The organism is Sphingobium sp. L-44 (assembly GCF_056859495.1).
In genome coordinates this window covers 20,872-43,622 of sequence record NZ_JBSXOQ010000029.1, presented here as the reverse complement: position 1 = coordinate 43,622, position 22,751 = coordinate 20,872, and the positions used below count along the sequence as shown (strand labels likewise).

The 22,751-nt window shown below is 62.4% G+C and carries 21 protein-coding genes; 5 read left to right on the top strand and 16 right to left on the bottom strand.

Translation table 11 applies throughout. The features are described 5' to 3' along the window. The first annotated feature begins 44 nt into the window (after positions 1-44). From AC13EK_RS01655 to hflX, 4 genes are all read left to right on the top strand, one after another. A complete protein-coding gene (locus AC13EK_RS01655) occupies positions 45-2,300 on the top strand; it encodes a sensor histidine kinase (protein WP_069337058.1) in 2,256 nt (751 codons plus the stop codon). Further along, positions 2,290-3,663: a nitrogen assimilation response regulator NtrX gene (ntrX, locus tag AC13EK_RS01650; protein ID WP_004212586.1), complete on the top strand. Its 1,374-nt coding sequence runs from the start codon at positions 2,290-2,292 to the stop codon at positions 3,661-3,663. Before AC13EK_RS01655 ends, ntrX begins: the two co-directional genes overlap by 11 nt. Positions 3,664-3,819: 156 nt before the next feature. Beyond that, positions 3,820-4,302: an RNA chaperone Hfq gene (gene hfq / locus AC13EK_RS01645; protein ID WP_004212587.1), complete on the top strand. Its 483-nt coding sequence runs from the start codon at positions 3,820-3,822 to the stop codon at positions 4,300-4,302. A 75-nt stretch (positions 4,303-4,377) separates the two neighbouring features. Further along, on the top strand, positions 4,378-5,709 hold the full coding sequence (hflX, locus tag AC13EK_RS01640) for a GTPase HflX (RefSeq protein WP_069337059.1): 1,332 nt from the start codon (positions 4,378-4,380) through the stop codon (positions 5,707-5,709). A 99-nt stretch (positions 5,710-5,808) separates the two neighbouring features. Here hflX and AC13EK_RS01635 read toward each other — a convergent pair whose 3' ends face one another. The 11 genes from AC13EK_RS01635 to AC13EK_RS01585 form a co-directional block, all read right to left on the bottom strand. Further along, complete coding sequence (locus AC13EK_RS01635; protein WP_069337060.1) at positions 5,809-6,714, bottom strand: 5'-methylthioadenosine/S-adenosylhomocysteine nucleosidase; 906 nt, start codon at positions 6,712-6,714, stop codon at positions 5,809-5,811. Continuing rightward, positions 6,711-8,036: an NCS2 family permease gene (locus AC13EK_RS01630; protein WP_277788497.1), complete on the bottom strand. Its 1,326-nt coding sequence runs from the start codon at positions 8,034-8,036 to the stop codon at positions 6,711-6,713. Before AC13EK_RS01630 ends, AC13EK_RS01635 begins: the two co-directional genes overlap by 4 nt. Positions 8,037-8,205: 169 nt before the next feature. Further along, complete coding sequence (locus AC13EK_RS01625; RefSeq protein WP_139149990.1) at positions 8,206-8,760, bottom strand: tetratricopeptide repeat protein; 555 nt, start codon at positions 8,758-8,760, stop codon at positions 8,206-8,208. Between the two features lie 55 nt (positions 8,761-8,815). After that, positions 8,816-9,319 carry a GNAT family N-acetyltransferase gene (locus tag AC13EK_RS01620; RefSeq protein WP_069337063.1) on the bottom strand — a complete coding sequence of 168 codons (504 nt, stop codon included), beginning with the start codon at positions 9,317-9,319 and terminating at the stop codon, positions 8,816-8,818. Beyond that, complete coding sequence (gene mazG / locus AC13EK_RS01615; protein WP_010339363.1) at positions 9,292-10,062, bottom strand: nucleoside triphosphate pyrophosphohydrolase; 771 nt, start codon at positions 10,060-10,062, stop codon at positions 9,292-9,294. Before mazG ends, AC13EK_RS01620 begins: the two co-directional genes overlap by 28 nt. A 135-nt stretch (positions 10,063-10,197) precedes the next feature. After that, the gene (locus AC13EK_RS01610; protein WP_069337064.1) at positions 10,198-11,943 is read right to left on the bottom strand and encodes an ABC transporter ATP-binding protein; all 1,746 of its coding nucleotides are present in this window, start codon (positions 11,941-11,943) and stop codon (positions 10,198-10,200) included. Further along, a complete protein-coding gene (locus AC13EK_RS01605) occupies positions 11,940-12,917 on the bottom strand; it encodes a hypothetical protein (RefSeq protein WP_483021993.1) in 978 nt (325 codons plus the stop codon). Before AC13EK_RS01605 ends, AC13EK_RS01610 begins: the two co-directional genes overlap by 4 nt. Continuing rightward, on the bottom strand, positions 12,904-14,793 hold the full coding sequence (locus AC13EK_RS01600; protein ID WP_277788498.1) for an asparagine synthase-related protein: 1,890 nt from the start codon (positions 14,791-14,793) through the stop codon (positions 12,904-12,906). Before AC13EK_RS01600 ends, AC13EK_RS01605 begins: the two co-directional genes overlap by 14 nt. After that, positions 14,790-15,224: a lasso peptide biosynthesis B2 protein gene (locus AC13EK_RS01595; protein ID WP_004212597.1), complete on the bottom strand. Its 435-nt coding sequence runs from the start codon at positions 15,222-15,224 to the stop codon at positions 14,790-14,792. Before AC13EK_RS01595 ends, AC13EK_RS01600 begins: the two co-directional genes overlap by 4 nt. Further along, on the bottom strand, positions 15,208-15,507 hold the full coding sequence (locus AC13EK_RS01590; RefSeq protein ID WP_069337069.1) for a PqqD family protein: 300 nt from the start codon (positions 15,505-15,507) through the stop codon (positions 15,208-15,210). The genes AC13EK_RS01595 and AC13EK_RS01590 overlap by 17 nt, the downstream gene beginning before the upstream one ends. A 72-nt stretch (positions 15,508-15,579) precedes the next feature. Beyond that, entirely contained in the window at positions 15,580-15,720 is a 141-nt protein-coding gene (locus AC13EK_RS01585; RefSeq protein ID WP_004212599.1) for a lasso RiPP family leader peptide-containing protein, read from the bottom strand. Positions 15,721-15,887: 167 nt separating this feature from the next. Between AC13EK_RS01585 and AC13EK_RS01580 the strand changes: the two genes are divergently transcribed. Beyond that, a complete protein-coding gene (locus tag AC13EK_RS01580) occupies positions 15,888-17,048 on the top strand; it encodes a nucleotidyltransferase family protein (RefSeq protein WP_234792337.1) in 1,161 nt (386 codons plus the stop codon). An 18-nt stretch (positions 17,049-17,066) separates the two neighbouring features. Here AC13EK_RS01580 and AC13EK_RS01575 read toward each other — a convergent pair whose 3' ends face one another. The 5 genes from AC13EK_RS01575 to AC13EK_RS01555 form a co-directional block, all read right to left on the bottom strand. Beyond that, a complete protein-coding gene (locus AC13EK_RS01575) occupies positions 17,067-17,852 on the bottom strand; it encodes a class I mannose-6-phosphate isomerase (protein ID WP_483021992.1) in 786 nt (261 codons plus the stop codon). Positions 17,853-18,050: 198 nt separating this feature from the next. Beyond that, positions 18,051-19,148 carry an acyltransferase family protein gene (locus AC13EK_RS01570; RefSeq protein ID WP_069337071.1) on the bottom strand — a complete coding sequence of 366 codons (1,098 nt, stop codon included), beginning with the start codon at positions 19,146-19,148 and terminating at the stop codon, positions 18,051-18,053. Further along, positions 19,145-20,416 carry a polysaccharide biosynthesis protein GumE gene (locus AC13EK_RS01565; protein WP_234792340.1) on the bottom strand — a complete coding sequence of 424 codons (1,272 nt, stop codon included), beginning with the start codon at positions 20,414-20,416 and terminating at the stop codon, positions 19,145-19,147. The genes AC13EK_RS01570 and AC13EK_RS01565 overlap by 4 nt, the downstream gene beginning before the upstream one ends. After that, a complete protein-coding gene (locus AC13EK_RS01560; protein ID WP_069337072.1) occupies positions 20,409-21,533 on the bottom strand; it encodes a GumK N-terminal domain-containing glycosyltransferase in 1,125 nt (374 codons plus the stop codon). The genes AC13EK_RS01565 and AC13EK_RS01560 overlap by 8 nt, the downstream gene beginning before the upstream one ends. Then, complete coding sequence (locus AC13EK_RS01555) at positions 21,530-22,714, bottom strand: glycosyltransferase (RefSeq protein WP_277788499.1); 1,185 nt, start codon at positions 22,712-22,714, stop codon at positions 21,530-21,532. Before AC13EK_RS01555 ends, AC13EK_RS01560 begins: the two co-directional genes overlap by 4 nt. Positions 22,715-22,751 lie beyond the last annotated feature (37 nt).

Genomic DNA, 22,751 nt, shown 5'->3' with positions numbered 1-22,751 from the left:
AAACTGTGTTTGATCGGGCACGGCATTGTTGTAACGAAGCCACTATGACTGGTGCGGTGACAATCCCCCGACGGGGGCAGGCTTGGGCAAGGCTGATCCGGCCTTACCTGCGCAACGGTCGCCTGGCCGCCGCGATCGAAGCGGTCACGCTCATCCTGTTTCTCGGCACCGCTGGCCTGACCTATCGCCTGTTGTCCGGGCAGGACCAGTCCTACACTCTGCTGACCCCGCCGATCGTGGCGCTGTTGCTGGTCGCCAATCTGGTGCCGGCGATCGCGCTGCTGATGCTGCTGGGGCGCCGCGTGGCCAAACGTCGGGCTGCAAAATCGGCGATCGGCAGCGATGGTCAGCTCCACGTCCGCCTGGTGGCGATCTTCTCGGTCGTGGCCAGTGTGCCGATGCTGCTGGTCGTGATCTTTGCGTCACTGTTGTTCCAATATGGTGTGCAATTCTGGTTTTCGGACAGTGCGCGCGGCATGCTGCAAAATGCCAGCGATCTGGCGCGCGGCTATTATGAGCAGAATTTGCGCGAGGTCCGCGACGAGACGCTGACCATGGCGAGCGACCTGCGCGACTATCTGGGCCAGTCGAGCGTTTCGAGCCCCCGCTTTGCCGAGGGCTATATCTATCAGGTGGTGACGCGAAAGCTGAACCGGTCGGCGATCATCGAGATCGGCAAGGACGGCGTGGCGCGGACCGCTGCGACGGTCGATCCCGAGAGCCGGCCAGCGTCTGAAATGCTGTCCGCCGAGGTCGTGAAGCGCCTGGCGTCCGGCGAGGATGTGGTGGTGGCTGCCAAGCCGAACCAGATCGAAGCGGTGACGCTGCTTTACCCCAATTCCAAAATCTATCTCTATGCCACGCGCAATGCCGGCAGTTCGTCCTTCTCCAATGTGGAGCGGGCACAGAAGGTGCTGGGCGATTATGACCTGTTCGCGGCGCAATCCCGCGCGCTGCAATTGCGGTTCAACCTGCTGCTGTTCGTGGGGTCGCTGTTGCTGGTCGGCATCGCCGTCTACATCGCGCTGGCGGTCGCCGACTGGATGGTCAGGCCGGTCAATGAACTGGTGACAGCGGCCCGCAAGATCACGGCGGGCGACCTGTCCGCGCGCGTGACCAGCCCGGCCAGCCGGGATGAAATCGGCACGCTCGCCTCCGCCTTCAACCGCATGACCCAGCGGTTGGAAGCGCAGACTGGCGCGCTGGTCGCGGCCAACAGTCAGCTTGATGAGCGGCGCGCCTTTATCGAGGCGATCCTGTCGGGCGTGAGTGCCGGCGTGTTGTCGGTGGACCGCGGCGGCGTGATCCAGTTGCTGAACAGCTCGGCCGCTGCGATCCTGGTGCGTGAAGGCGATGATCCGGTCGGACGGCCGCTGGCCGAGATTTCGGCTGAGCTGGCCGAACTGGTTGCGTCGCAGGAGGATGCCGGGATTGTCCAGGTGCGCGCCCAAGGCGACCTCCGCACGCTGGCGGTCAAGGTGTCGGAAGATGTGTCCGGCCATATCCTGACCTTCGACGACATCACCCAGCAATTGTCGGATCAGCGCCGTGCAGCCTGGTCGGATGTGGCGCGGCGCATCGCGCATGAGATCAAGAACCCGCTGACCCCGATCCAGCTGGCAGCCGAACGCCTGCAGCGCCGCTATGGCGAGGAGGTGACGAGCGACAAGTCGACCTTTGCACGCCTGACCGGCACGATCGTGCGGCAGGTGGGCGATTTGCGCCGCATCGTCGACGAATTTTCCTCCTTTGCGCGCATGCCCAAGCCGGTGTTCCGGCGCGAGGCGCTGGGCGACATCGCCCGGCACGCGCTGTTCCTGCACGAAGTGGCCCATCCCGATATTCGCTTCGCCTTCGACGCGGATGCCGGGGAGATGGAGATGGTGTGCGATCGCCGGCAGCTTGGCCAGGCGCTGACCAATATCGTCAAGAATGCGGTCGAGGCGATCGAGCCGAAGCCGGTGCCCGAGGATGGCGGGGTGCGCGGCCATGTGCGCATGCGCCTGCATGAGGCTGATGGCGCGCTGGTAATCGAGGTGCGCGACGATGGCATCGGCCTGCCGCCCGAACGTGAGCGCATCCTGGAGCCCTATATGACCACCCGGTCGAAGGGGACGGGTTTGGGCTTGGCCATCGTCAAGAAGATTGTCGAAGAACATATGGGCGAAATCCGCTTCGATGATGCGGAAGGCGGGGGCGCGCGGGTGACGCTGCGCTTCCCTGTCGCGGCCCTGGAGAAACTGGAAGAGGGGCAGGTGGTTGCCTTGCCCAAAGGAAAAGTGACGGCCAATGGCGCTTGATATTCTGATAGTCGACGACGAAGAGGACATTCGCGATCTGGTTGCGGGTGTGCTGGAAGATGAGGGTTTTACCACCCGCACCGCCGCCAACAGCGACAGCGCGATCGAGGCGCTGGACAGCCGGCGCCCCTCGCTGGTGCTGCTCGACGTCTGGCTGCAGGGCTCGAAGCTCGACGGGCTGGAACTGCTGGACGAAATCAAGCGGCGTGACGCGACCGTCCCGGTTCTGATGATTTCCGGCCATGGCAATATCGACACGGCGGTGGCGGCGATCCGCAAGGGCGCGGCCGATTTCATCGAGAAGCCGTTCGAGGCGGACCGGCTGCTCCATCTGGTGGCGCGCGCCACCGAGACCGAGCGGCTGCGGCGCGAGAACCAGACGCTGCGCGCGCGCTTTGGCCAGGATGATGAGCTGACCGGCACGTCGGCATCGATCAACGGCGTGCGGGCGACGATCAAGAAGGTTGCGGGCACCGGTAGCCGGGTGCTGATTTCCGGGCCGGCGGGCGTCGGCAAGGAAGTCGCCGCCCGCATGCTGCACAGCTGGAGCGGTCGCGCCGATGCGCCCTTCATCATCGTCGCCGCGGCGCGGATGGACCCGGACCGGGTCGAGGAGGAGCTGTTCGGCGTCGAGGATCCCAGCGGGCTGGTGCGTCCGGGCTATCTGGAACAGGCGCATGGCGGCACGCTCTATCTGGACGAGATCGCCGACATGCCGGTCACCACCCAGGGCAAGATATTGCGGGTGCTGACCGACCAGAGTTTCACCCGCGTCGGCGGGCAGCGGCAGGTGAAGGTGGACGTGCGCGTCATTTCCTCGACCGCGCGCAACCTGACGGCGGAGATCGAGGAGCGGCGCTTCCGCGAAGATCTCTTCTATCGACTCAATGTCGTGCCCTTGCAGATCCCGTCGCTGTCCGAGCGGCGCGACGATATTCCGCCGTTGGTCGAACATTATCTGGCGCGCTTCGCCGCCGATCGCCGGGTCAATCCACCCGAGATCGCCAGCGATGCCATGGCGGCGCTGCAGGCCAATGAATGGCCGGGCAATGTCCGTCAGTTGCGCAACGTGATCGAGCGGACGATGATCCTGGCGCCGGGCGACCGGATCGGCCGGATTGAACTGGACATGTTGCCGGCCGAACTGACGAGCGGTGGCGGGGGCGACGGCATCGGCCAGTCGGCGATCATGGGCGCGCCGCTGCGTGAGGCGCGCGAAAGTTTCGAACGGGAATATCTGCGCATCCAGATCCGGCGGTTTTCGGGCAATATCTCGCGCACCGCGACCTTCATCGGCATGGAGCGATCTGCGCTGCACCGCAAACTGAAATTGCTGGGCATTACCGACGGAAAGGACGGCTGACGCAAGGGAAATTCCCGATGGCGATGTCAGGCATGGACGCCCCTTCGCAATTGCGGTAGGATTGCCTCGCCCTCGACAAGCGGGGGCAGGCAAGACACCTCCGCCCAGAGGTGCGAGAGCGGGTAACGTCCCGCCAATAAAGGACTGGCAAAAACCATGGCCGACAAAGTGAACAACCTTCAGGATATTTTCCTCAACAGCCTGCGCAAGTCGAAGACCCCGGTGACCATGTTCCTGGTCAAGGGCGTGAAGCTGCAGGGCATCATCACCTGGTTCGACAATTTTTCCGTGCTGCTGCGCCGGGATGGTCAGTCGCAGCTGGTCTACAAGCATGCCATTTCGACGGTGATGCCGGCCCAGACGATGGACCTGACCGATCTGCGCAAGGCCAGCGACGGCAATGGCAAGCCGCGCCTGCTGCAGGAAATCTTCCTGAGCGCCGTGCGCAAGTCGGGCAGCCCGGTGACCATGTTCCTGGTCAACGGCGTGATGCTCCAGGGCGAGATCGCCGCCTTCGACCTGTTCTGCATGCTGCTCGAACGCGACGGCATGGTGCAGCTGGTCTACAAGCACGCCATTTCGACCGTGCAACCGCTCCATTCGCTCGACCTGTCGGGCGAGAACGAGCAGGACGACTGATCGTCCACGCCGCATCCGGTCTTCCCGCCGATCCGCGCGGGTAGACCGGAGCGCGGCCAGATGCTCTAAGCTGACATGGCCATATTCAATCGCGACTCCGAGGACGAAGTGGCGCGCGGTGCGCGTGCCGTCGTCGTGCATGCCGAAACCCATGGCGGTGACCGCCGCGACAGCGACGCCCGGCTGGAGGAAGCCCGTGGCCTCGCCCTGGCGATCGGTATCGATGTGCGCGCCGCCCAGAGCTTCCGCGTCCGTGACCGCAAGCCCGCCACCCTGTTCGGCAGCGGTCAGGTCGATCAGATCGCCACGCTGGTGAACCACGAAGAGGCGGAACTGGTCATCGTCGACAATGCGTTGACCCCGGTGCAGCAGAGCAATCTGGAAAAGGGAACCGGCGCCAAGGTGATCGACCGGACCGGGCTGATCCTGGAAATTTTCGGCGAGCGCGCGGCCACCAATGAAGGGCGGCTGCAGGTCGAACTCGCCCATCTCGACTATCAGGCTGGCCGCCTGGTACGGAGCTGGACCCATCTTGAGCGCCAGCGCGGTGGCTTCGGCTTCCTCGGCGGTCCGGGCGAAACCCAGATCGAGGCGGACCGGCGCATGATCCGCGACCGCATGGCCAAGATCCGGCGCGAACTGGATCAGGTCACCAAGACGCGCGGCCTGCATCGCGCCCGGCGCCAGCGCGCGCCCTGGCCGGTGATCGCGTTGGTCGGCTATACCAATGCCGGCAAGTCGACCCTGTTCAATCGCCTGACCGGCGCCGAGGTGATGGCCGAGGATCTGCTGTTCGCCACGCTCGACCCGACGATGCGGCAGATCGTGCTACCGGGGCTGGACAAGGCGATCCTGTCCGACACGGTCGGCTTCGTCTCCGACCTGCCGACCCAGTTGATCGCGGCCTTTCGTGCGACGCTGGAGGAAGTGCTGTCGGCCGATATCATCGTCCATGTCCGCGACATCGCTCATCCCGATACCGAAGCGCAGCGCGACGACGTGCTGGACGTGCTGAGTGAACTGGGCGTGGCCGGCGAAGGCGCGCTGGAGCGTAGTGATGGCGAGGCTGATCCGCCGCCGATTATCGAGGCGTGGAACAAGCTGGACCTGCTCGATACAGAGAGTGCCGGGCAGGCGCGCGAGATTGCGGCACGGCATGATGACGTCGTCATCATCTCGGCCTTGACCGGCGAGGGTGTCGAAGGACTACAGCGGGCGATCAGCAGCCGGCTGACGCGCGGTGCGCGGGTTCACAGCCTGCGCCTGCCGATCGCCGATGGGGCTGCCCTCGCCTGGCTGCACGAGCATGGCGAGGTGCTGGCAACGCGGCCGAGCGAGGCGGAGATGCAGGTGGATGTCCGCCTGTCCGACTCCGGCCTCGCCCGTTTCCTCAAGCGCGACCGTTAGAGCAAATTCCGATCCGACTGCGTCAGATCGGTTGCTCTAAGTTTTTGGTTTAACGCGTTTTCCGAGTCATCAGGTGATTCCACCTGATTAGAAAACGCTCTAATCGGGCAGTCGCGTCACGAAATCCTGTACGACGCGGGCCGAATTGGCCGAGGCGAGCGCCATGAAGACGCTCATCTGGTTCTGCTCGGCGTCGCCGCCGGCGAGATCCGAGAGGCTGCGGAAGGCCAGGAAGGGCACGCGATTGGCATAGGCGACCTGCGCCACGGCCGCGCTTTCCATGTCCAGCACCTGCGCCTGGAAGGTGGCGAACAGATATTGGCGATAGGCGGCATTGTCCATGAAGGCGGGGCCGCTGATACCGCGCCCGCCGACATGCAGGCTTGGCTGGTGCGGCAGGCATTTTGCAGCGTCCGCATCGGCGCAGCGGGCCAGGCGTTCCGAGGATGACAGGGCGCGGGCGATGGCGAGCAAAGCGGGATCGGCCGGGAAGGCGCGGTGCCAGCTCTTGGCTTCGGCCTCATTGCCGACCTCGACATCGCGGGGGAAGATCATGCCATAATTGGGCAGGTCGTTGCCCGGCGTGCGGAAGATCGGCGCATAGCCGCCCGGCGCCTCGCGCGCGATCGTGCTTTCCATGAACTGGCCCCAGTCGGCCGCGACCACGACATCGCCGATGTGCAGCGACGGATCGATGCCGCCGGCAATGCCGGAAAAGAGGATGCGCTTCACCGCGAAGCGATCGACCAGCCACTGGGTGGTCATCGCGGCATTGACCATGCTGACGCCGCTTTCGACTAGCAGCACCGGCTTGCCGGCCATCTGGCCAAGCGTCACCGGCACGCCGTTGACGCGAACGGTACGCGGTTGCTCGATCCGGCCGACAAGTGCGGCATGTTCGGGCGGGAAGGCGGTCATGATCGCCGTGCGCGGTTGCTCGTCGAGCTTCTGGGCGAGGGCGGGGGTAGCGGTCAGCAGGCCGAACAGGGCGAGGAGGAATTTCATGCAGCGGCAACCCAGGCAAAGCGGATGACGATCAATATAGCGAGCAGGAAGAGCAGCCAGTCGGCGCGGTTCATCCTGCCGCGCAGCAGCTTCAGGATCGCATGGGCGACAATGCCGAAGGCGATGCCGTTGGCGATTGAGAAGGTGAGGGGGATGAGTGCCAGGGTGAGGAAGGCGGGAACGGCCTCGAACGGCTCTTCCCAGCTGACCTCGACCAGCGGCGCCATCATCAGGCTGCCGACCAGGATCAGCGCCGGCGCCGTCGCATAGAGCGGCACCAAGCCGGCATAGGGCGCGGCGAAGATGGTGAGCAGGAAGAGGAGGCCGGTGACGATGGCGCTGAGGCCGGTACGACCGCCGGCCGCGACGCCGGCTGCGCTTTCGACATAGGAGGTGACGGTGCTGGTGCCCGCCGTCGCGCCGACCATGGTCGCGGCCGCGTCGGCGATCAGGATGCGGTTGAGATTGGGCACGCTACCATCGGGGCGAGCGAGGCCGGCGCGCTTGGTCACCGCCATCAGCGTGCCGAGATTGTCGAACAGGTCGACGAACAGGAAAACGAAGATAATCTCCAGCACGCCAATACCGTGGCTGCCGGCGAAGACCGCGCCAAGATCGAGATGGAAGGCCGTGCTGCCCAGCGCCGAGACATCATAGGGCGTCGGCGTGAAATGCAGCGCGCCAACCAGCCAGCCGAGCAGGGTGGTGGCAACGATGCCGATCAGGATCGCGCCGCGCACCTGGCGGATCGAGAGGCCGGCGATCAGCGTCAGGCCGAACAGGGTGAGCAGAACCGGGGCCGAGCGGAGGTCGCCAAGCGCGACCGAGGTGGCGCTGTTGGAGACGACGATGCCGGCATTGCGCAGGCCGATGAAGGCAATGAAAAGGCCGATGCCGCCGGCAACCGCCGCCAGAAGATGCGGCGGGATGGCAGCCAGGATCATCTGGCGGATGCCCGCCAGCGTCAGCGCCAGGAAAGCGACGCCCGAGAGAAAGACGCAGCCGAGCGCGACCGGCCAGGGGATACCAAGGCCCAGCACCACCGAATAGGTGAAATAGGCGTTGAGGCCCATGCCCGGTGCCAGTGCCAGCGGCACGTTCGCGACCATCCCCATCAGAATGCTGGCGAAGGCGGCGGCGAAACAGGTCGCAGCGGCCACGCCGACCAGCGGCATGCCGGCCTCACCCAGGATCGCCGGGTTGACCAGCACGATATAGGCCATGGTGAGGAAGGTGGTGATGCCGGCGACGATTTCCGTGCGCACATTGCTGCCGCGCGCAGCTATCTGGAAACGGCTGTCCAGCCATGCAGGCGCGCTCATATGCGCGCCCCATCGATGAGCCGGACGCTGATATGCTGCATCCCCAACACGCTATCGATCAATTCACGCCCCCTTTATACGCTCTTCAATCTGGCCCTATGCCGTCAGCATGACGTCAGGTCAAAGGGCAGGGCAGTGAGAGCGGGGAAGAGAACGACTCAGAACGAAATCAAACTAGCCCCTTTTCGACCACGGTGATTGCCTGACGAAGCGATTTGGAATCCGCGCACATACCGCCGCATTTTTCAAGTCGGCTGCGCAGACTGTCCAGGATCTTCTGCGCTGCATCCTGATTGCCCAACTGTATATGGGCGAGAGCGAGGCCGGACAGCGCGCCCGGATGCCCCGTTCGACTTGCCGGTTCGAGATAGCGCCGAGCCGCGGCAGGGTCCCCAAGCCCTAGCATGGTGACCCCCTTGAGGAAACGCACCTGGGGGGCGCTGGTCCGTCCAATCAGCATATTGAGAACGGGATCGGCTTCGGCATAGCGGCCTTCGGCAACAAAATTGCGGGCCTTGATGAAATCCCGTTCCAGCGGATTGCCACCGCCAGGCCTGAAATCATGGTTTCCGGCAAAACCGTTGATCGGCCCCGCATAAGAAGAGGTCAATACACCCAGCGAATTGGTGCCAATCGCGTTGGAACTGTCCATATAGGTTTGCGCGATACCTGTTGTGGGCGCGGAAAGCGCGACGCACAAAGTGAAGATCGGACCAAGACGCATGACCTGACACTCCCATCTAGTTGCCAAATGAAACTATCAAGTGATCGCAGACCTGTCAAAGCGGGCGATGCATGATAAGAGTATCGACGGGGCCATAGGTCGGATGCCGAAACGCAGCGGGTGAACGCCCGACGGTGCTGAAACCCATCGCAGTCCAAAGGGAAACGGCGCGGGCGTTGGTGGACACGACAAAATTATATTGCATCGCGCTGAAGCCCAGATCGCGTGCCAGATCGAACGAGGCGGCGCACATGCGCCGGGCGACGCCGCGTCCGGTGGCGTGGCCTGCGGTGACATAGCCGGCATTGGCAACATGGTTGCCACCGCCCGGCTGGTTGGCGCGGACGTAGAAGATGCCGAGCAGGGTGCCATCTTCCTCGACGACGCGAACCGTGCGGTCCGGGGACAGCCACAGGGCAAGGGCATCTTCGCGGCCGATCGCGCGATCGACCGCCAGGGTTTCGCCAGCGCGCAGCACTGGTTTCAGGATATCCCAGATCGCATCATGATCCGCCGGCGTGACCGGCCTGATTATTCCGCCTGCTTCGCCTGTTGCCATAGCGCTTCCTTCTCGTCGAGCGACAGGCCCACGAACGCGTCGCCGGCGATTGCCTCCATCTGACGGAAACGACGATCGAACTTGGCATTTCCGCCACGCAGCGCGACTTCGGGGTCAATCTTGAGATGGCGTGCGAGGTTCACGACGGCAAAGAGCAGGTCGCCGACCTCTTCCTCCCGATGGGCATGGCTGGTCGCGCTGGCGACCTCGTCCAGTTCCTCATGGATCTTCGCGATCGCGCCCTGGGCGTCGGGCCAGTCAAAGCCGGTGCGGGCGGCCCGCTTCTGCAGCTTTTCGGCGCGCAGCAGCGCCGGAAGCGCCTGTGCCACGCCGGCCATGGCGCTCGGGTCGGGGATCTTGTCGGCGCGTTCGGCCGCCTTGATGCTTTCCCATTGGGCATGGCCATCCTCGCGCCGGGCGCCTTCGCCAAAGACATGGGGATGACGCCGGATCATCTTGGCCGCGATACTGTCGATCACATCCTGCAGGCGGAAATGGCCGGCCTGTTCGGCGATGCGGCTGTGGAAGACGACCTGGAGCAGCAGATCGCCCAGTTCATCGCGCAGGTCGGCCATGTCATTGCGCTCGATCGCGTCCGCCACTTCATAGGCTTCCTCGATCGTGTAGGGCGCGATGCTCGCGAAATCCTGCTCTATGTCCCAGGGGCAGCCCGTTTCCGGATCGCGCAGCCGCGCCATGACATCGGCGATCGGCATGATATCGGCGGGACTGGCTTTGGACATGGGAACCTTCGCATTGGCTGCTGATGGCCCTGCGGATAGGCGTTTGCCGGATACAAGGCCACCCCCGATGTCGAACGGGGCGCCGATAGGCGGATATGGTGCCCATGGCGATGCGCGTCGGAGCCTGTGGGAGGGCTATTCCGCTGCGGCGACGACATCCTCGTCCTTGACCGGATTGTTCGTCCGGACCTGCACGACCCGACCCCGGTCGAGATGAATGATGACGTCGGCAAGTGCGACGAGCGATGCCGTATGGGCTATGGCCAATATGGTGATATGGCCCCGCAAACCGGCAATCGCGGTTTCGATCTTGGTCTGTGCGTCGATGTCGAGCGCGCTGGTCGCCTCGTCCAGGATCAGCAGCCTGGGATGGCGCAGCAGCGCGCGCGCGAGGGCAATGCGCTGCCTTTCCCCGCCGGACAGACGGCTGCCACGATCGCCGACCACGGTATCGAGCCCCTGGGGCAAGGCGCCGACGAACTGGAGGGCGTTGGCGGCGTCGAGGGCGTTCCACAACTCCTCATCGCTCGCATCCGCCTTGCCGATGCGCAAATTGGTTGCGATGCTGTCATGCAACAGGAAGACATCCTGGGGCATATAGGCGATCTGGGACCGCCATTGCCGATCATCCTGGGCAAGGTTGACACCGTCGACCAGAATCTGGCCCTCGCTGGGATCGAGTAGCCCCATCAGCATGTCCGCGATGGTGCTCTTGCCTGCGCCCGAAGGCCCGACCAGGGCAATGATCTTGCCGGCGGGCAATTCCAGATCGAGGTTCGCGATCGTCGGCGTGCCCGCGCCCTGATGGGTGATGGATACACGGTCGAAACGGACATGCCGGGTCAGGAGGGGCATCTGCCCGCGCTCCGGTCCTTCGGTGCGGTTCTGCTCCGCCGTGAAGATGTGCAGGAGCCTGGCGACATTCTCATAGCCGGGCAGACAGAGGAGCAGTTGCTGGAGCGTGCTCTGCAGGGCGTTGAAGCGCGGCGCGAGGCGCATGAACAACAGCAGCATTGTCATCAGCTGCGGCAGGGGCAGCGCGATGACGGCATAAGCCACATAAACGAACAGGGCTGCGGCCGCACCGCTTGCCAACTGGAACAGGGCGGTGCTGTTGGATGTCAGCCGGGCGAACTCGACAGTGCCAACGCGCAGCGTTGCGAGCAGCCGATCCAAGCGTTGAAGATAATAGGGTTCGCTGTTGAAAGCCTTGGCGATCTTCATGCCGGTGATGAATTCGAACGCGACATATTGCCGTTCCTGCAGGGAATTCGACATGGATTGCGCATGGCGGGCGATCTTCCGGCGCACCGGGTACAGGCTGAACAGGGTCGCTGCGCCAACGGACATGGCGAACAAAGTCATCTGCCAGGATATCAGCGTGGACAGCAGGCCGTAGAGCGTCAGCCAGATGATATTCTGGCCAAATGACATGAGGCTGAAGACCGCGACCTGGATGCGATCGACATCGTTGCTGAGCGCATGGTTGAGATCGGACCCGCGCATGTTCGCGACCAGCGACCAGCGACCATAGCCGATGGCCGTGAACAGGCGCATGCGGATGTCGTCTACCGCCTGCTGCATCGTGCGGGTCATGAGGAGGAGGCGGCGGCGCGACACCAAGGCCTGAAATACCATGAGGCACAGCATTGCCGTCAGCAACCAGCCGAGCGATATGCTGCCAATCCAGGGCAGTTGAATGCTGCTCTGGGCCGCACCATGATTGGTGCCGATCAGTTTCAGCAACGGGATCATCGCCAGCAGGGAGCAGCTTTCCAGAATGCTGCCGATCAGGATCAGCAACAGGATGACGGACGCCTGTCGGCCATATCCCCCGAGGGAAAAGCGCGCGAAATCGCTGATCTGACGGAACTGGCTCACCTATGGTCCTCGCAGTCGGCGCGGACGAGTTCGACCGTCTCTTCCAGTCGATTGAGGGCATGCGGGACGTGCAGCGTTGCCACCTGGACGCAACGGGCCAGGGCAGCGCAGCCCTGCATGTGACGGGCCTCGTCGGCGGGCGAGAGCGCTGCCTTCCCGAAACGGGTTATGTAGGAGTAGCGCAGGATCGCCGACAGGGCCTGGGTTCCGGCAAGTCGGGTGAGGCCGGGCTGATCCCCCACGCGGTCGAGAACATAGAGGCGTTCGGGTTGAAGCTGATCATGGCGGAAATCGCCCATCAAGCGATGCTGGCGTTTGGAAAAGCCGGGATAGACCAATGGCAATGGCTGGGCTTCGGCCAGTTGCATGGCGTCTGCGGCCTCTTCCGCGAGCTTGAGCTGGCCATAGGCCGGCAGGATTTCGAGCGTGCCGTCCGGGTTCTCGCGGATCGCCAGGAGGTCGTCCGTCAAGAGCCGGTGCCCGGCCCGCAGGAAGGCTGCGGCCGTGGTGGATTTGCCCGCCAGTTTGTCGCCAACGAAGATGACGCCATGCCCGTCCAGGTCGATCGCGCTGGCGTGGAGCGTGATGTAGCCGCGCATGTGCAACGCCAGCGCCATGATCGGCCCCAGCAGAGGGAAGGGGAGGTAGGTCACGGGCGTATCGGGATAGGGCTGAATCTCGATGAGGTCGGGGCCGTGGAACTGGAAGGCCGCAACGTCGGGCCATGCCAGGAAATGCGTTCCGTCCGTGCGGAACTGCGTGATCACGCCCTCTTCGCGCGACGGCAAGGGCAGATCGCGGCTGTAGATGATGCGGATGTCGGGCACGGATCCCGCCGGGGCGGTCGTCAGTTCCGGCAGCGGAACATCCGATTCGATCGTCAGCCCAAAGGCACGATAAAGGGACGAGGCCTTGCCGGCGGGGGTAATGGCGGGCTGAGGCGTTGGGCCCATCTTCATGTCATCCTCCTGCATGTACGATGTGAAATTTAGCCCTCGGAGCGGCGGGCCGGGATCGTCTTGCAAGCCAGCGGCCCAGGCTTGCGACCCGGTAGGCAGCGAATAAGGGGGCGGCATCATTGGCCATGGACTGATCGAACTGCGTGATGGCCGCGCGGGCGACATCAATGTCGACAAATGGCGCCAACATGTCAGCCTGCGCATCCAGCATCGTCAGCAAGGATGCCCGGTGACGCGCCATGCCTGTTCCCAACTGGCCGGCAAAGTTGAACTTGTCGCGCCGCAGCCGGACCTGCTCTGGCAACAGGCCTGCCATGGCGTTCCGCAGGGATGCGCGCGGATAGCCATTGTCGAGCTTGGCATGGGCCGGGAGCGATACGCAGAATTCGACGAGACGGCGATCATAGAATGGGAAGCACAGGCGCACTCCGGCTGCAGCGGCCGAACGATCGAGCACTTCAAACGCATAGGGTTGTTGTGGCGATGTCAGGGTCGACAGGTGGCGCTGCTGCTCGGTCTGATAGGCCGAGCGGCTGGGCATTGTCGCTGCGCGGCGCAAACCTATGTCCGTACGACGGGCGAGGTCTGGTGCGACGAGCGCGGTCGTGAAATTCGGTGAGGTGCGGGGCGGATGTGCATGGTGGACGATGCGCCGCCAATTCTGCCGGAATCGCCGTATCGTCGCGATATGATCGAAATGGGGGGACGCTGCCTGCCAGGTCGAACAGCGGAGAATATGGGCCAAGCCATGTGCTTCGCGCAACAAGGTGGCCCAGCGTCGTTCCATCGCCAGTTCGTTCAGCCGCCCAAACCCGTGGGAAACGACTTCATCGCCGCCATGTCCGTCCAGAAGGCGGGGAAGCCCCAGTTGCCGGGCCCTGTGATAGAGGCGTCGTGAGCTGCCGAGATTGTAGGCGAGGCAGGGGCCGTCCTGTTCAGCCAGGATCATGTCCAGTTCCTGTAGCGGATCCTGATGCTCAGTGGGCAGGAAATGGGGAGCAAAACGCCCTGCTTGCAGAATGGCCTCTATGTGCGGGCCATCCGTCCAGTTGGGACTTGCGTCGAACGTCATGGACAGGCTTGGCACGGGCGGTCCCGCCGCCTCCGCCCGCAAGCGCGATGCCATCATGGCGATGGACGAGGAGTCCAGTCCACCGCTGAGCAGCACGCCGGCTTGTTCGCTGATCCGACACGAGACCGCCTGTTCGAACAAATGCCGAAACTGCTCGGCGGTTTCCTCATCCTTGGGCGGCTGCGATGCCGCCAGATGCCAGTAACGGCTGATGGTGAGTTCGTCGCGCGTGACCTGAATGATGTGCCCTGGCGGCAGACGCCGGATTTCGCGATAGAGCGTCGTCTGGGCATCGCCGACTATGCCGGCGACAAAATCTGCTGCACCAACTTCGTCGATGGCGGATGAAATCTCCGAACCGAGCAGCGCGCCAATCGTTGTCGCTGCCATGAACAGCCTGGGCGAAGCATGATAGTAGAACGGGCGGACGCCGAAATGGTCACGGGCGCCAAATAATGTCTGTGTCACTTCGTCCCAGAGCACAAAGGCGAAGTCGCCCAGCAACATGGAGGCGCAGTCTGTGCCATAGCGCTCGTACAGTGCGGCTATCAGGCTGGCTTCAGGGAGGGCGGGGCGGGGAGGAAGGCCGAGCCGTGCCTCGATTTCCGCGCGATTGTCGAGCCGGACGTCGGCGGCCACAATGAGGCCCGGACGCCGCTTCTCATGGTCCAACGCCTCCATGCCAGCCCCGGCAACAATCGTCGGGCCGCTATCGATCGCGCAACGGACCCCGCGTGATACCAGGGCGGCGATGCCTTCGCCGGGCCAATGCCGTGCCGGCCGGCCATCGCGGTGGAACAGGCCGGCAAAAGCATTCATTGCCGGACCAGTCCGTCCAGGTCCGCCAGGACGTTGAAGCCGGCCAAGTCCTGCCGCCTGCCGCCAATAATGGGCCTTGCACGATGGTCGAGCAGCCAGGCATGGGCCTGGAAGCTGCCATCTTCGGAGCGGCGTACACCGATCCGGATCCAGCTTTCATGTCCCATCCAGGCGAGCAACGTCCGTGTGGCCACGGCCTGGGTCAGGCACGTGGCGCCGGGAACAAGTCGTGAGACGATGCTGACAGCGCGGGCGACCTGGCGCACCCAGAGCGGATTGCGCTGGCCAGTGGATTGCGGCAACCATTCGCACAGGCGCGCATAGCTGGTGAGGCTGAGGGCAAGACGGACAGCCAATACCACAGGCAGTGCGACCGGCAGCAGGAGCGCCAGAAGCAGCCCTGCCAGAGTGCGATCAGGACGCCGGCGCATGCTGGACGCTGATCAATGTGAACTGCGACAGGTCGCTTAGCAGGCTCTCCAGATCCTTGCGACACTGTTCCGGTCGGACGTCGAAGCGTTGCTCGATATTGTCCTGCAACGCGCCGACACTGGTGGGGGTCGCGATCGTTTCCCAGACATGGACGCCGACGCGATTGAGCGCGAAATAGCGGCTGGAGGTCAGGTCCAGTAGAACTCTCTCATTGTCTAGGTCGCAAAACACGATGTTGGGATCTGCTGCCACGATTGTCGCGGCTGGCCAGGCGATCGTCATCTTTCTTCCCCGCTACCAAGGGCTTTGCAGGAGAATGGACGCCCCCTCTGTCCGAGAAGGGCGTCCACCCTGTCAGGAGAACGTGAGCTCGCCGCGCGGCGTACCGTCCGGGAAGGTCGCGTCCAGGCTTTCGCCATAGGACGTGCCCTGCGTCAGCGATTCGAACGAGCCGAGTTCGACGAGCTCGGGCGATTCATAAGACTCCTTTTCCATACTCAACTCCTCATCATCTGCTGAACCATTCAGCGGATATAAATTGATCGTAAGTAAATGTTTAAGTCAAATTCCAATCCATCCGCGGTAACACCTATAGGTATAAACACATATCGCCATGATTTAACTTTGTAGGGCAATGTTTTGCATAAGCTAACATTCGAGGCGTGACTGATGTGTTGTTAGATCCCTCCCGCAAGGCACGGAAAATCGTGGACATCGTGAGATGCCATGTGGCGCTGTCCGTTCCGCAGATGATCGTTAGCGCTCCCTCTCCGGCGATCGACGCGGACGATTGGGCGGACATCATAATGGTTGGGAAATCCTGTAAACTTCTGCTGCACCTTGGTGCCGGACTCCGCGTCGCTGGGCAGGATATTCCGGACGCCTTCTCGCGCGAGGAGGACAGGTTCAGGAAGTTGACGCTCGCGATGAACGGCGTGAACATCGCTACAATAACCAATATATCTAAAGCTCTGATCCGTGATGAGATGCGATTTATAGTTTTCAAAGGGCCGCTTGCGCAGAGAAGAATCCATGGCGGATACTTTCATCGCCCCTCATCGGATGTCGATATCCTGATCGATCGCAGTGATCTGCGTCGCTGCACTGGGCTTCTCCAGGGGGCGGGTTATTTCCTGCCCGCGGAATGTGATCGTATCTGGTGGCGCGCCTTTCTCGGAGAGCAGCATTTCTTCTCGCGTTCGCCGAACCAGGCAACGGTCGACGTTCATCACCGGCTCCAGCAGCCGGGTTGTCCGCACCCCATGGACGTGGGCGCGTTTCTGCGTGAGCCGGCGGATCAGGAACTGGGGCAGGTGAAGGTTCCCTGCATATCGCCGATCCACGAGATTCTGTTGGCAAGCCTGAGCTTCGTGAAGTCTTTGACCCAGCATTGCCACGCAGCGGCCTATCTTCTGGACTTCTGTGCCGCAATTGCCGGGCTCGATCATGCGGCCTTGGCGATTTTGCATCAACGGGCAACGGAGCAGAATATCGAGCATAGCCTGCGCATCACCTTGGCCTGTGCCGAAAGCATGTTCGGCTTGGAAGTACCGGAATTTGCGGAGCCACTGCCGATCTCGGACCTATTTGGCGCGGATTTGTCCCTGGCCGTCTTCACGCCCGATGATCCGTCCATTGCCTGGCCGCGCTTGCGGCATTTGCTGTGGCGGCTATGCGATGACCGGCGAGCCGGCCAGAAACTGGGAACATATATGTGGGTCGGTGGCAGCTTCCTGGCGTCCAAGGCAGCGCGCAAGATACCGGGATGGCCGAAGGAAGATCCCACCATTATCCATGTTGCGCCTGTTGCCGCATCGGGCTGATCGCTCCGCAAAAAAGCATTACACCGTTGCGAACAGATAGTCGGTGTCACTGGCCGCGCGGATCAGGGGAGTGGGTTGGGTCAGCAACCAGCACTCCCCCGCCCGCCAGGTCAGGCCATCGATGTCCCCGCGCCCCCGCAACGGAATGAACCAGGCGAGGCCGCTGTTGGTCACGTGCAGCGCGTCTCCGCCCTGCATATGTGCCAGTCGCAAACCGAAAGGCCCATCATCTAGTAGGACGCCGCTGCAGCCAAGTGGACGATGCAGGGCAACAGCAGGGCGCTGCTCGGTTTGCAGATCTCCGGCGGTCGCCTTTGTCTCAAGGCCGCGAGTGCGGTCATGTCCATCGCGATTGCAGGTCAGGTCGATATTCTGCTGCACTTCGACAAGAGATATGCCGGCGCCAACGGCATATATGGTGCCAGCCGGCACGAAATAGAAATCGCCGGCGCGAGCCGGCCGCCAATCGATGAACTGCGCCCATGCTTCAATTTCCGCCGCATGGTGCTGCAGCGGCTGTTTCAGCGGAACGATCGTGCCGATGCCGATCATCGATGCAGGCTCCGCCTCGAGGATGTACCAGCATTCTTCCTGGCCGGTGGATTCGCGGTGGGCGTGAATATGGGTCGACAATCTAACGCTGGTATAGATGTACCTAACCTGTAGCGGGGGCCTGGTTCCAGACGGAGATCCAAACCACAATTCGCCGATGCGCTTGCCCAATTTGTCGACAGGGTGGTTAGGGACGACGTCCTTTCCCCAGATCTTTTCCACGAAATTTGGCTGAAGCTTAATACTTGGCATCGGGTATGCCTTGCGTTGTACCTTTTCGCAGGGCGATCGATTGCCTCCGAGGTCTCATGCTCGTCTCCCGCAAGGAATGAGTTCATGAGAGTGATTGATTGGCAGCGGATTGAAATCCGTTCGAACACCTAACCGACTGGCAGGGTTGCGCAAGACAAGCTTGTCCATTCTTCCAGTTGGCCGCGCCTGTTTGACTGGTCAGGAAGAAGGGCTTTCTGCCGCTAACGGCAACGGTCGTGTCGCGGCATGCCCGTTCAGGGCATCGGTCAGCTTGCGACGGACCCAATTGCCGACGGGGCGTTCAAACATCTTGTTAGACAGGCCGGCGACGGCCAAGGACAAGATTGTCGCGATCAGGATCTGCATGGGCATGCTGATGCCCGATGCAGGCCCGGCGAGGCGAACCAATTGAAGGATGGGCATGTGGAGCAGATAGAGCGAGAAGCTATATGCACCCAGTCGGCGCATCAACGGATTGCCCCATAGCATGTCGTTGAGCGGATGACGGATTGCTGTGCCCAGAATGACCAAGGCACAGGCAACGATCTTCAAAGGGTCCGCATAATAGATGATGTGTTTCGGATCGTTGGTCACGGGCGGGAATACCCATGCGCTGACTGAAGCAGGAGGTGCGATGAGGACCCAGATAAAGGCCGCGGTGAACAGCAGCAGCGGCGGGAATAATCGCGTCATGCGGTCTTCCGGGATCTGTCGGACCAGTACTGCGCAGAGAATGCCGGTCATGAAGATGTGCATCTTAGCCAGGGCAAAGATGCCCGGCAGCCAAGGGCTCGCTGCATAGCAGCCTGCCACGATCAGCCCGATCAGCACATATAGCCAGCCGCGTAGCGGTTGCTTCGCATGGGTGGCCGCCCAGATCGCCGGGAAGAGAAAGTAGAATTGGAACTCCGGCCCGATCGACCAGAAGACCGATACGGTACTGGTGAATGTTCCCTGCCGGACCAGTTCGATCAGTCCGATCGGATAGATGAAATCGGCGTAGACGAAGCGATAGATCAGGAAGGATAGCAGCGAGACACAGGCGTAGAGCGGCACGATGCGGGCTATGCGCGCCGCAGCGTAGGATGCCAACGCATCTCGGTCGGGCGTTCTGGGGAGGTAGAGATGGCCCATGAGAAAGCCGCTGAGCGTGAAGAACAGCAGGACGCCATAATCGCCGGCGCGCGGATGCAGAAGTTCCGGATAGCCGAACGTGCGGAAGTGGCAGAATACGACGAGCAAGGCAGCAAAGCCTCTGATGCCGTCGAGCGCCGGTATATGACGGCCAGGGCTCATGCGGCGTTTCCTTCCATGCGCGTCAGGCGTCCGCGGGCGTAACAGAAGCCGTAGACGACCCACATCAGGGCGGCTGTCTTGATTGACAGCAGTGAATTGCTGATGGGCAGGCAGAGTGCGAGGAAGAGCATAATGCCATGCTTTGCCATCCGGTTGCCGGGATCGCGGCCGAAGCTGCTGCAGGCGAGCGCCAACCAGAGCCCGATCGCGATCACCACGGATTGGGCCTGGACGAAATCGGCCCAGCCGGCGTCATCGAACCGGACCCGATCCGCACGAATGCCCAACAACTGGTCAAGGTCCATCGATCGCAGTGCATCGAGCCCGACGCTGAGCCGTCCGGGAAGATTGTCTTGGTGCTCCGCCAGGATTCCCAGTGCTTCGCCCCCGACCAATGCGACCAGCAGCAACGGCAGATAGGCGACGCTCCATTGATCGGGAACATAGGCGCTGATCGGCAGATAGAGGCAGAAGAGCAGGATCACGCTGAGCGCAAGCCTGCCATCGCACGTGACCAGCAGCACCGCCGTCGAAACCAGCATGAATAGCCGCGCGCCGCTCGACAGAGACCGCCACATGGCCGCCGTGAAGATGGTGCCGACGATCGCCCAGTTGCCGAGCGATACCGGCTCCAGAAACAGCGATGATCCGCGATGCAGGCCAAGGCCGTCGAGCAGCATGCGGCCGCCGGGACGTTCCGAACTGAGGAAAAGGTCGCCGCCAGCCCAGAAGGCATCTGCGTCATAGCCACGGGTCTGCACATAATAGTCGATCACGCGAAAGGTCGAACCAAAGCCGCCAGGGCTCGCCAGTTCCCACAGGCCCACCAACATGATCAGCAATTGCAACGACAACATTGTCCGACGCAGCAACGCGCCTTCAATGCGGGTTCCAAGCAGGATGAAGGCGGGGATCAACAATATGTCGCCCAGGATCTTGGGTTCGAAATATCCCTTGATCGCGCTCGTCAGCAGCGCCGAAACGACCATGATCCAGGTCAGCGCAAGCCACCGGAAACTATATTGGACCGGTTGTGTGATCCCAACGAGCAGGGCGGTCAGAACTATGCCCGCCTGCGCGGCGGACACGATTCCGGCTGTCATCGGGAACAGATGCGCGTTGACCCAGGCCAGGGCCGGATTGAAGAGGACCGTGGCGACAAGCAGTCCGGCGGCGACATAGTTGACGAGCCTGTCATGGATCAGGCTGCGTCGATGCACCGCGTCGCGCCGCGCGCGAGCCGGCGGAGAAAGGGCAATCTCAGCCAAGAGAAGCCTCGACGAGCCTGGCGGCCACGTCGCTCCAATCCTTGCTCGCCACCGGGCTGCGGCCAGCGTTCAGTGCCCGATCAAAAGCCTCGACCATTTCCTGCGGGTGATCAGGCCGGTAACCAAAGCGCAGGGCATGGTCGCCAACGGCGAAATCGGGGCAAACGGCGGGCAGGCCGATTGCCTTATATTGCAGGAGCTTGAGGCTGGAATCCGCGAGATAGGCGGCGGCAGCTGCGCGCTGATAGGCCGCGATCCCGACATCGGCATGCTGGAGATAGGGCAGCGTTTGCGCAAAAGGCATCTCTTCATGCTGGATCACATTGGTCGGGAAGACGCTCTTGGGCGATCCGATGGTGTGGAAGGTGAATTCCGGGCGTGCCAGCGCGAGGGTGCGGATCGCCCCGGCATCGAACAGCATCGATCCGACTGTGACTGCGTTGCGCTTGGTCGCGTAGGGACTGTCTGTTGCCTGATTAAGCAAAGCAGTATCGACGCCATGCGGAATGAATAATTTGGGGCAGCTGAAGGCCTCGAAATGCGGGAGCATGGAGCGGGCGACGACCACGATCAGGTCGATATCGGCCTCCGATTGCCAAAGCATGTCTTCAATGCATTCAGGCACGCCGGCGGTAGATAGAAGGTCCGTGGCCCGATAGACGATCCGCGCCGAGGGTGCGACGGCTCGGATGCGCTTCAGCAATGCCGGCGCAATGCCGGATTCGACGATGATGATGTCTGCCGCGCCTGCCGCTTCGTCCAGCGCGGTGCAGCGGTTTCTGGCCCATTTGCTGTAAAGCCAGGATTCCACCTTGCCCGAGACCGGCAACTTCACAGGGTGCCATGCACTGCGCCACAGATAGGCCTGAAGCCCGTCCACCTGTTCCCAGGCATTGGCGCGATCAAACAGATCAGCCCGGCTGTCACCACGCAGGCGCGACAGCCAGCTGTAGCCGATCGACATGAAGGTCACCTGATGGCCCTGTTGCGCCATATGGCGCGCCACGAAATGCACGCTCGCGCGGCGCCGGGTCCGATAGTCATGGCGCGAGATGATGAGGACGCGGCGTCCTTCGCAGTGAACCGGCTGCGGCTTTGCGGCGGATTGTCCGGTCATGAACGGGCCTCCGTGCTGGCAAGGATCTCGTCATAATAGTCTTCCAGGGCGGCTACGCGGTTGCGGAGGTCGAACTTGGCGGCCACGTGGGACCGGCCGGCTCGGCCAAAATCGCCGCACAGGTCCGGCGCACCCAGAAGTGTTTGCAGATGGTCGGCAAAGTCGTGGCTGTTGCGCGATCGTGCGAGCAAGCCGGTCATGCCGGGTTTGATCGCTTCGCGCATCGGACCATCGTCAAATGCGATCACCGCCATGCCCATCGCTTGTGCTTCCATCAGAACGATAGGAAGCCCTTCGGAATCGCCGTTCGCCGCGCGCACGCTCGGCATCGCGAAGATGCGGTGACGGGCCATGGCGGCGAAGACTTCCGCGCGAGATCGTGCGCCCAGGAAATGCGGCTGGATACCAAGCCGATGGGCCTGGGCGACCAGGGTGGGCATCAGGGGGCCGTCGCCGATGATGGTGAGCGGTTCGCTTCGAATGCGTTCGGGCAACTTCGCCCAGGCATCCAGCAGGAAATTGACCCCCTTCTTCTCGACCAGACGGCCGACGAAGAGGGCGCCCCGGCGGCCATGGGCGGCGGGTGGCGGCGGCAGGCTGGACGTGTCGATGCCAAGCGGAATGACGCGCAGCTTGTGGTCGGGATAGCCTGCCTCGAGCAGGCACTGTTTGATCCACTGGGATACGCAGATGATGCCATGGGCGTAACGCAGAAGGAAGGGCTTGAGCATCAGATACCAAAGTCCCTCGGTCCGGCGCGCATGTTCGCGCGCGGTCACCGTTGCATCATAGCCATGGGCGGTGACGACCAGTGGGATGTTCCGTCGCGCGGCAAGGGACAGGATGTTCGCCCCATCCTGCAGGAAATGCGCATGGATCAATCGCGTTGAGGGAGCCGACAGGACATCGCCGATATGGCGATATCGGCCGGTCAGCCGATTATAGACTTTTTCATATTTACCCGCCTGGGCACGATGCAACAGATGGGGAGTATGGCCGTTAATAGAGTATCCGTTCAGTATGTTTTCAGTTATTATGATCGGATTATATCTATTAAGGCCATGTATGTGATCTGATATGAAGGTTTCAGAAAGAGGAAGGAAGCCTCTTCTGTATATTGCAACGTTGGGTGTGTCAGATAATTTCACTAGGTGAAATTCCTCAATTCGTTGCGGTTTCATCGATTGGTATATCGAAGCTTATTATCGCTTTCGAGTA

What these genes read in the sequence shown, in the direction of transcription:
- hflX (WP_069337059.1), top strand. Translation starts at nt 4,378, where the DNA reads ATGGCCATATTCAATCGCGACTCCGAGGACGAAGTGGCGCGCGGTGCG.
- hfq (WP_004212587.1), top strand. Translation starts at nt 3,820, where the DNA reads ATGGCCGACAAAGTGAACAACCTTCAGGATATTTTCCTCAACAGCCTG.
- AC13EK_RS01625 (WP_139149990.1), bottom strand. Translation starts at nt 8,760, where the DNA reads ATGCGTCTTGGTCCGATCTTCACTTTGTGCGTCGCGCTTTCCGCGCCC.
- AC13EK_RS01570 (WP_069337071.1), bottom strand. Translation starts at nt 19,148, where the DNA reads ATGAGCCCTGGCCGTCATATACCGGCGCTCGACGGCATCAGAGGCTTT.
- AC13EK_RS01635 (WP_069337060.1), bottom strand. Translation starts at nt 6,714, where the DNA reads ATGAAATTCCTCCTCGCCCTGTTCGGCCTGCTGACCGCTACCCCCGCC.
- AC13EK_RS01585 (WP_004212599.1), bottom strand. Translation starts at nt 15,720, where the DNA reads ATGGAAAAGGAGTCTTATGAATCGCCCGAGCTCGTCGAACTCGGCTCG.
- AC13EK_RS01595 (WP_004212597.1), bottom strand. Translation starts at nt 15,224, where the DNA reads ATGCGCCGGCGTCCTGATCGCACTCTGGCAGGGCTGCTTCTGGCGCTC.
- AC13EK_RS01655 (WP_069337058.1), top strand. Translation starts at nt 45, where the DNA reads ATGACTGGTGCGGTGACAATCCCCCGACGGGGGCAGGCTTGGGCAAGG.
- mazG (WP_010339363.1), bottom strand. Translation starts at nt 10,062, where the DNA reads ATGTCCAAAGCCAGTCCCGCCGATATCATGCCGATCGCCGATGTCATG.
- AC13EK_RS01630 (WP_277788497.1), bottom strand. Translation starts at nt 8,036, where the DNA reads ATGAGCGCGCCTGCATGGCTGGACAGCCGTTTCCAGATAGCTGCGCGC.
- AC13EK_RS01590 (WP_069337069.1), bottom strand. Translation starts at nt 15,507, where the DNA reads ATGACGATCGCCTGGCCAGCCGCGACAATCGTGGCAGCAGATCCCAAC.
- AC13EK_RS01555 (WP_277788499.1), bottom strand. Translation starts at nt 22,714, where the DNA reads ATGAAACCGCAACGAATTGAGGAATTTCACCTAGTGAAATTATCTGAC.
- AC13EK_RS01620 (WP_069337063.1), bottom strand. Translation starts at nt 9,319, where the DNA reads ATGGCAACAGGCGAAGCAGGCGGAATAATCAGGCCGGTCACGCCGGCG.
- AC13EK_RS01605 (WP_483021993.1), bottom strand. Translation starts at nt 12,917, where the DNA reads ATGCAGGAGGATGACATGAAGATGGGCCCAACGCCTCAGCCCGCCATT.
- ntrX (WP_004212586.1), top strand. Translation starts at nt 2,290, where the DNA reads ATGGCGCTTGATATTCTGATAGTCGACGACGAAGAGGACATTCGCGAT.
- AC13EK_RS01575 (WP_483021992.1), bottom strand. Translation starts at nt 17,852, where the DNA reads ATGCCAAGTATTAAGCTTCAGCCAAATTTCGTGGAAAAGATCTGGGGA.
- AC13EK_RS01600 (WP_277788498.1), bottom strand. Translation starts at nt 14,793, where the DNA reads ATGAATGCTTTTGCCGGCCTGTTCCACCGCGATGGCCGGCCGGCACGG.
- AC13EK_RS01560 (WP_069337072.1), bottom strand. Translation starts at nt 21,533, where the DNA reads ATGACCGGACAATCCGCCGCAAAGCCGCAGCCGGTTCACTGCGAAGGA.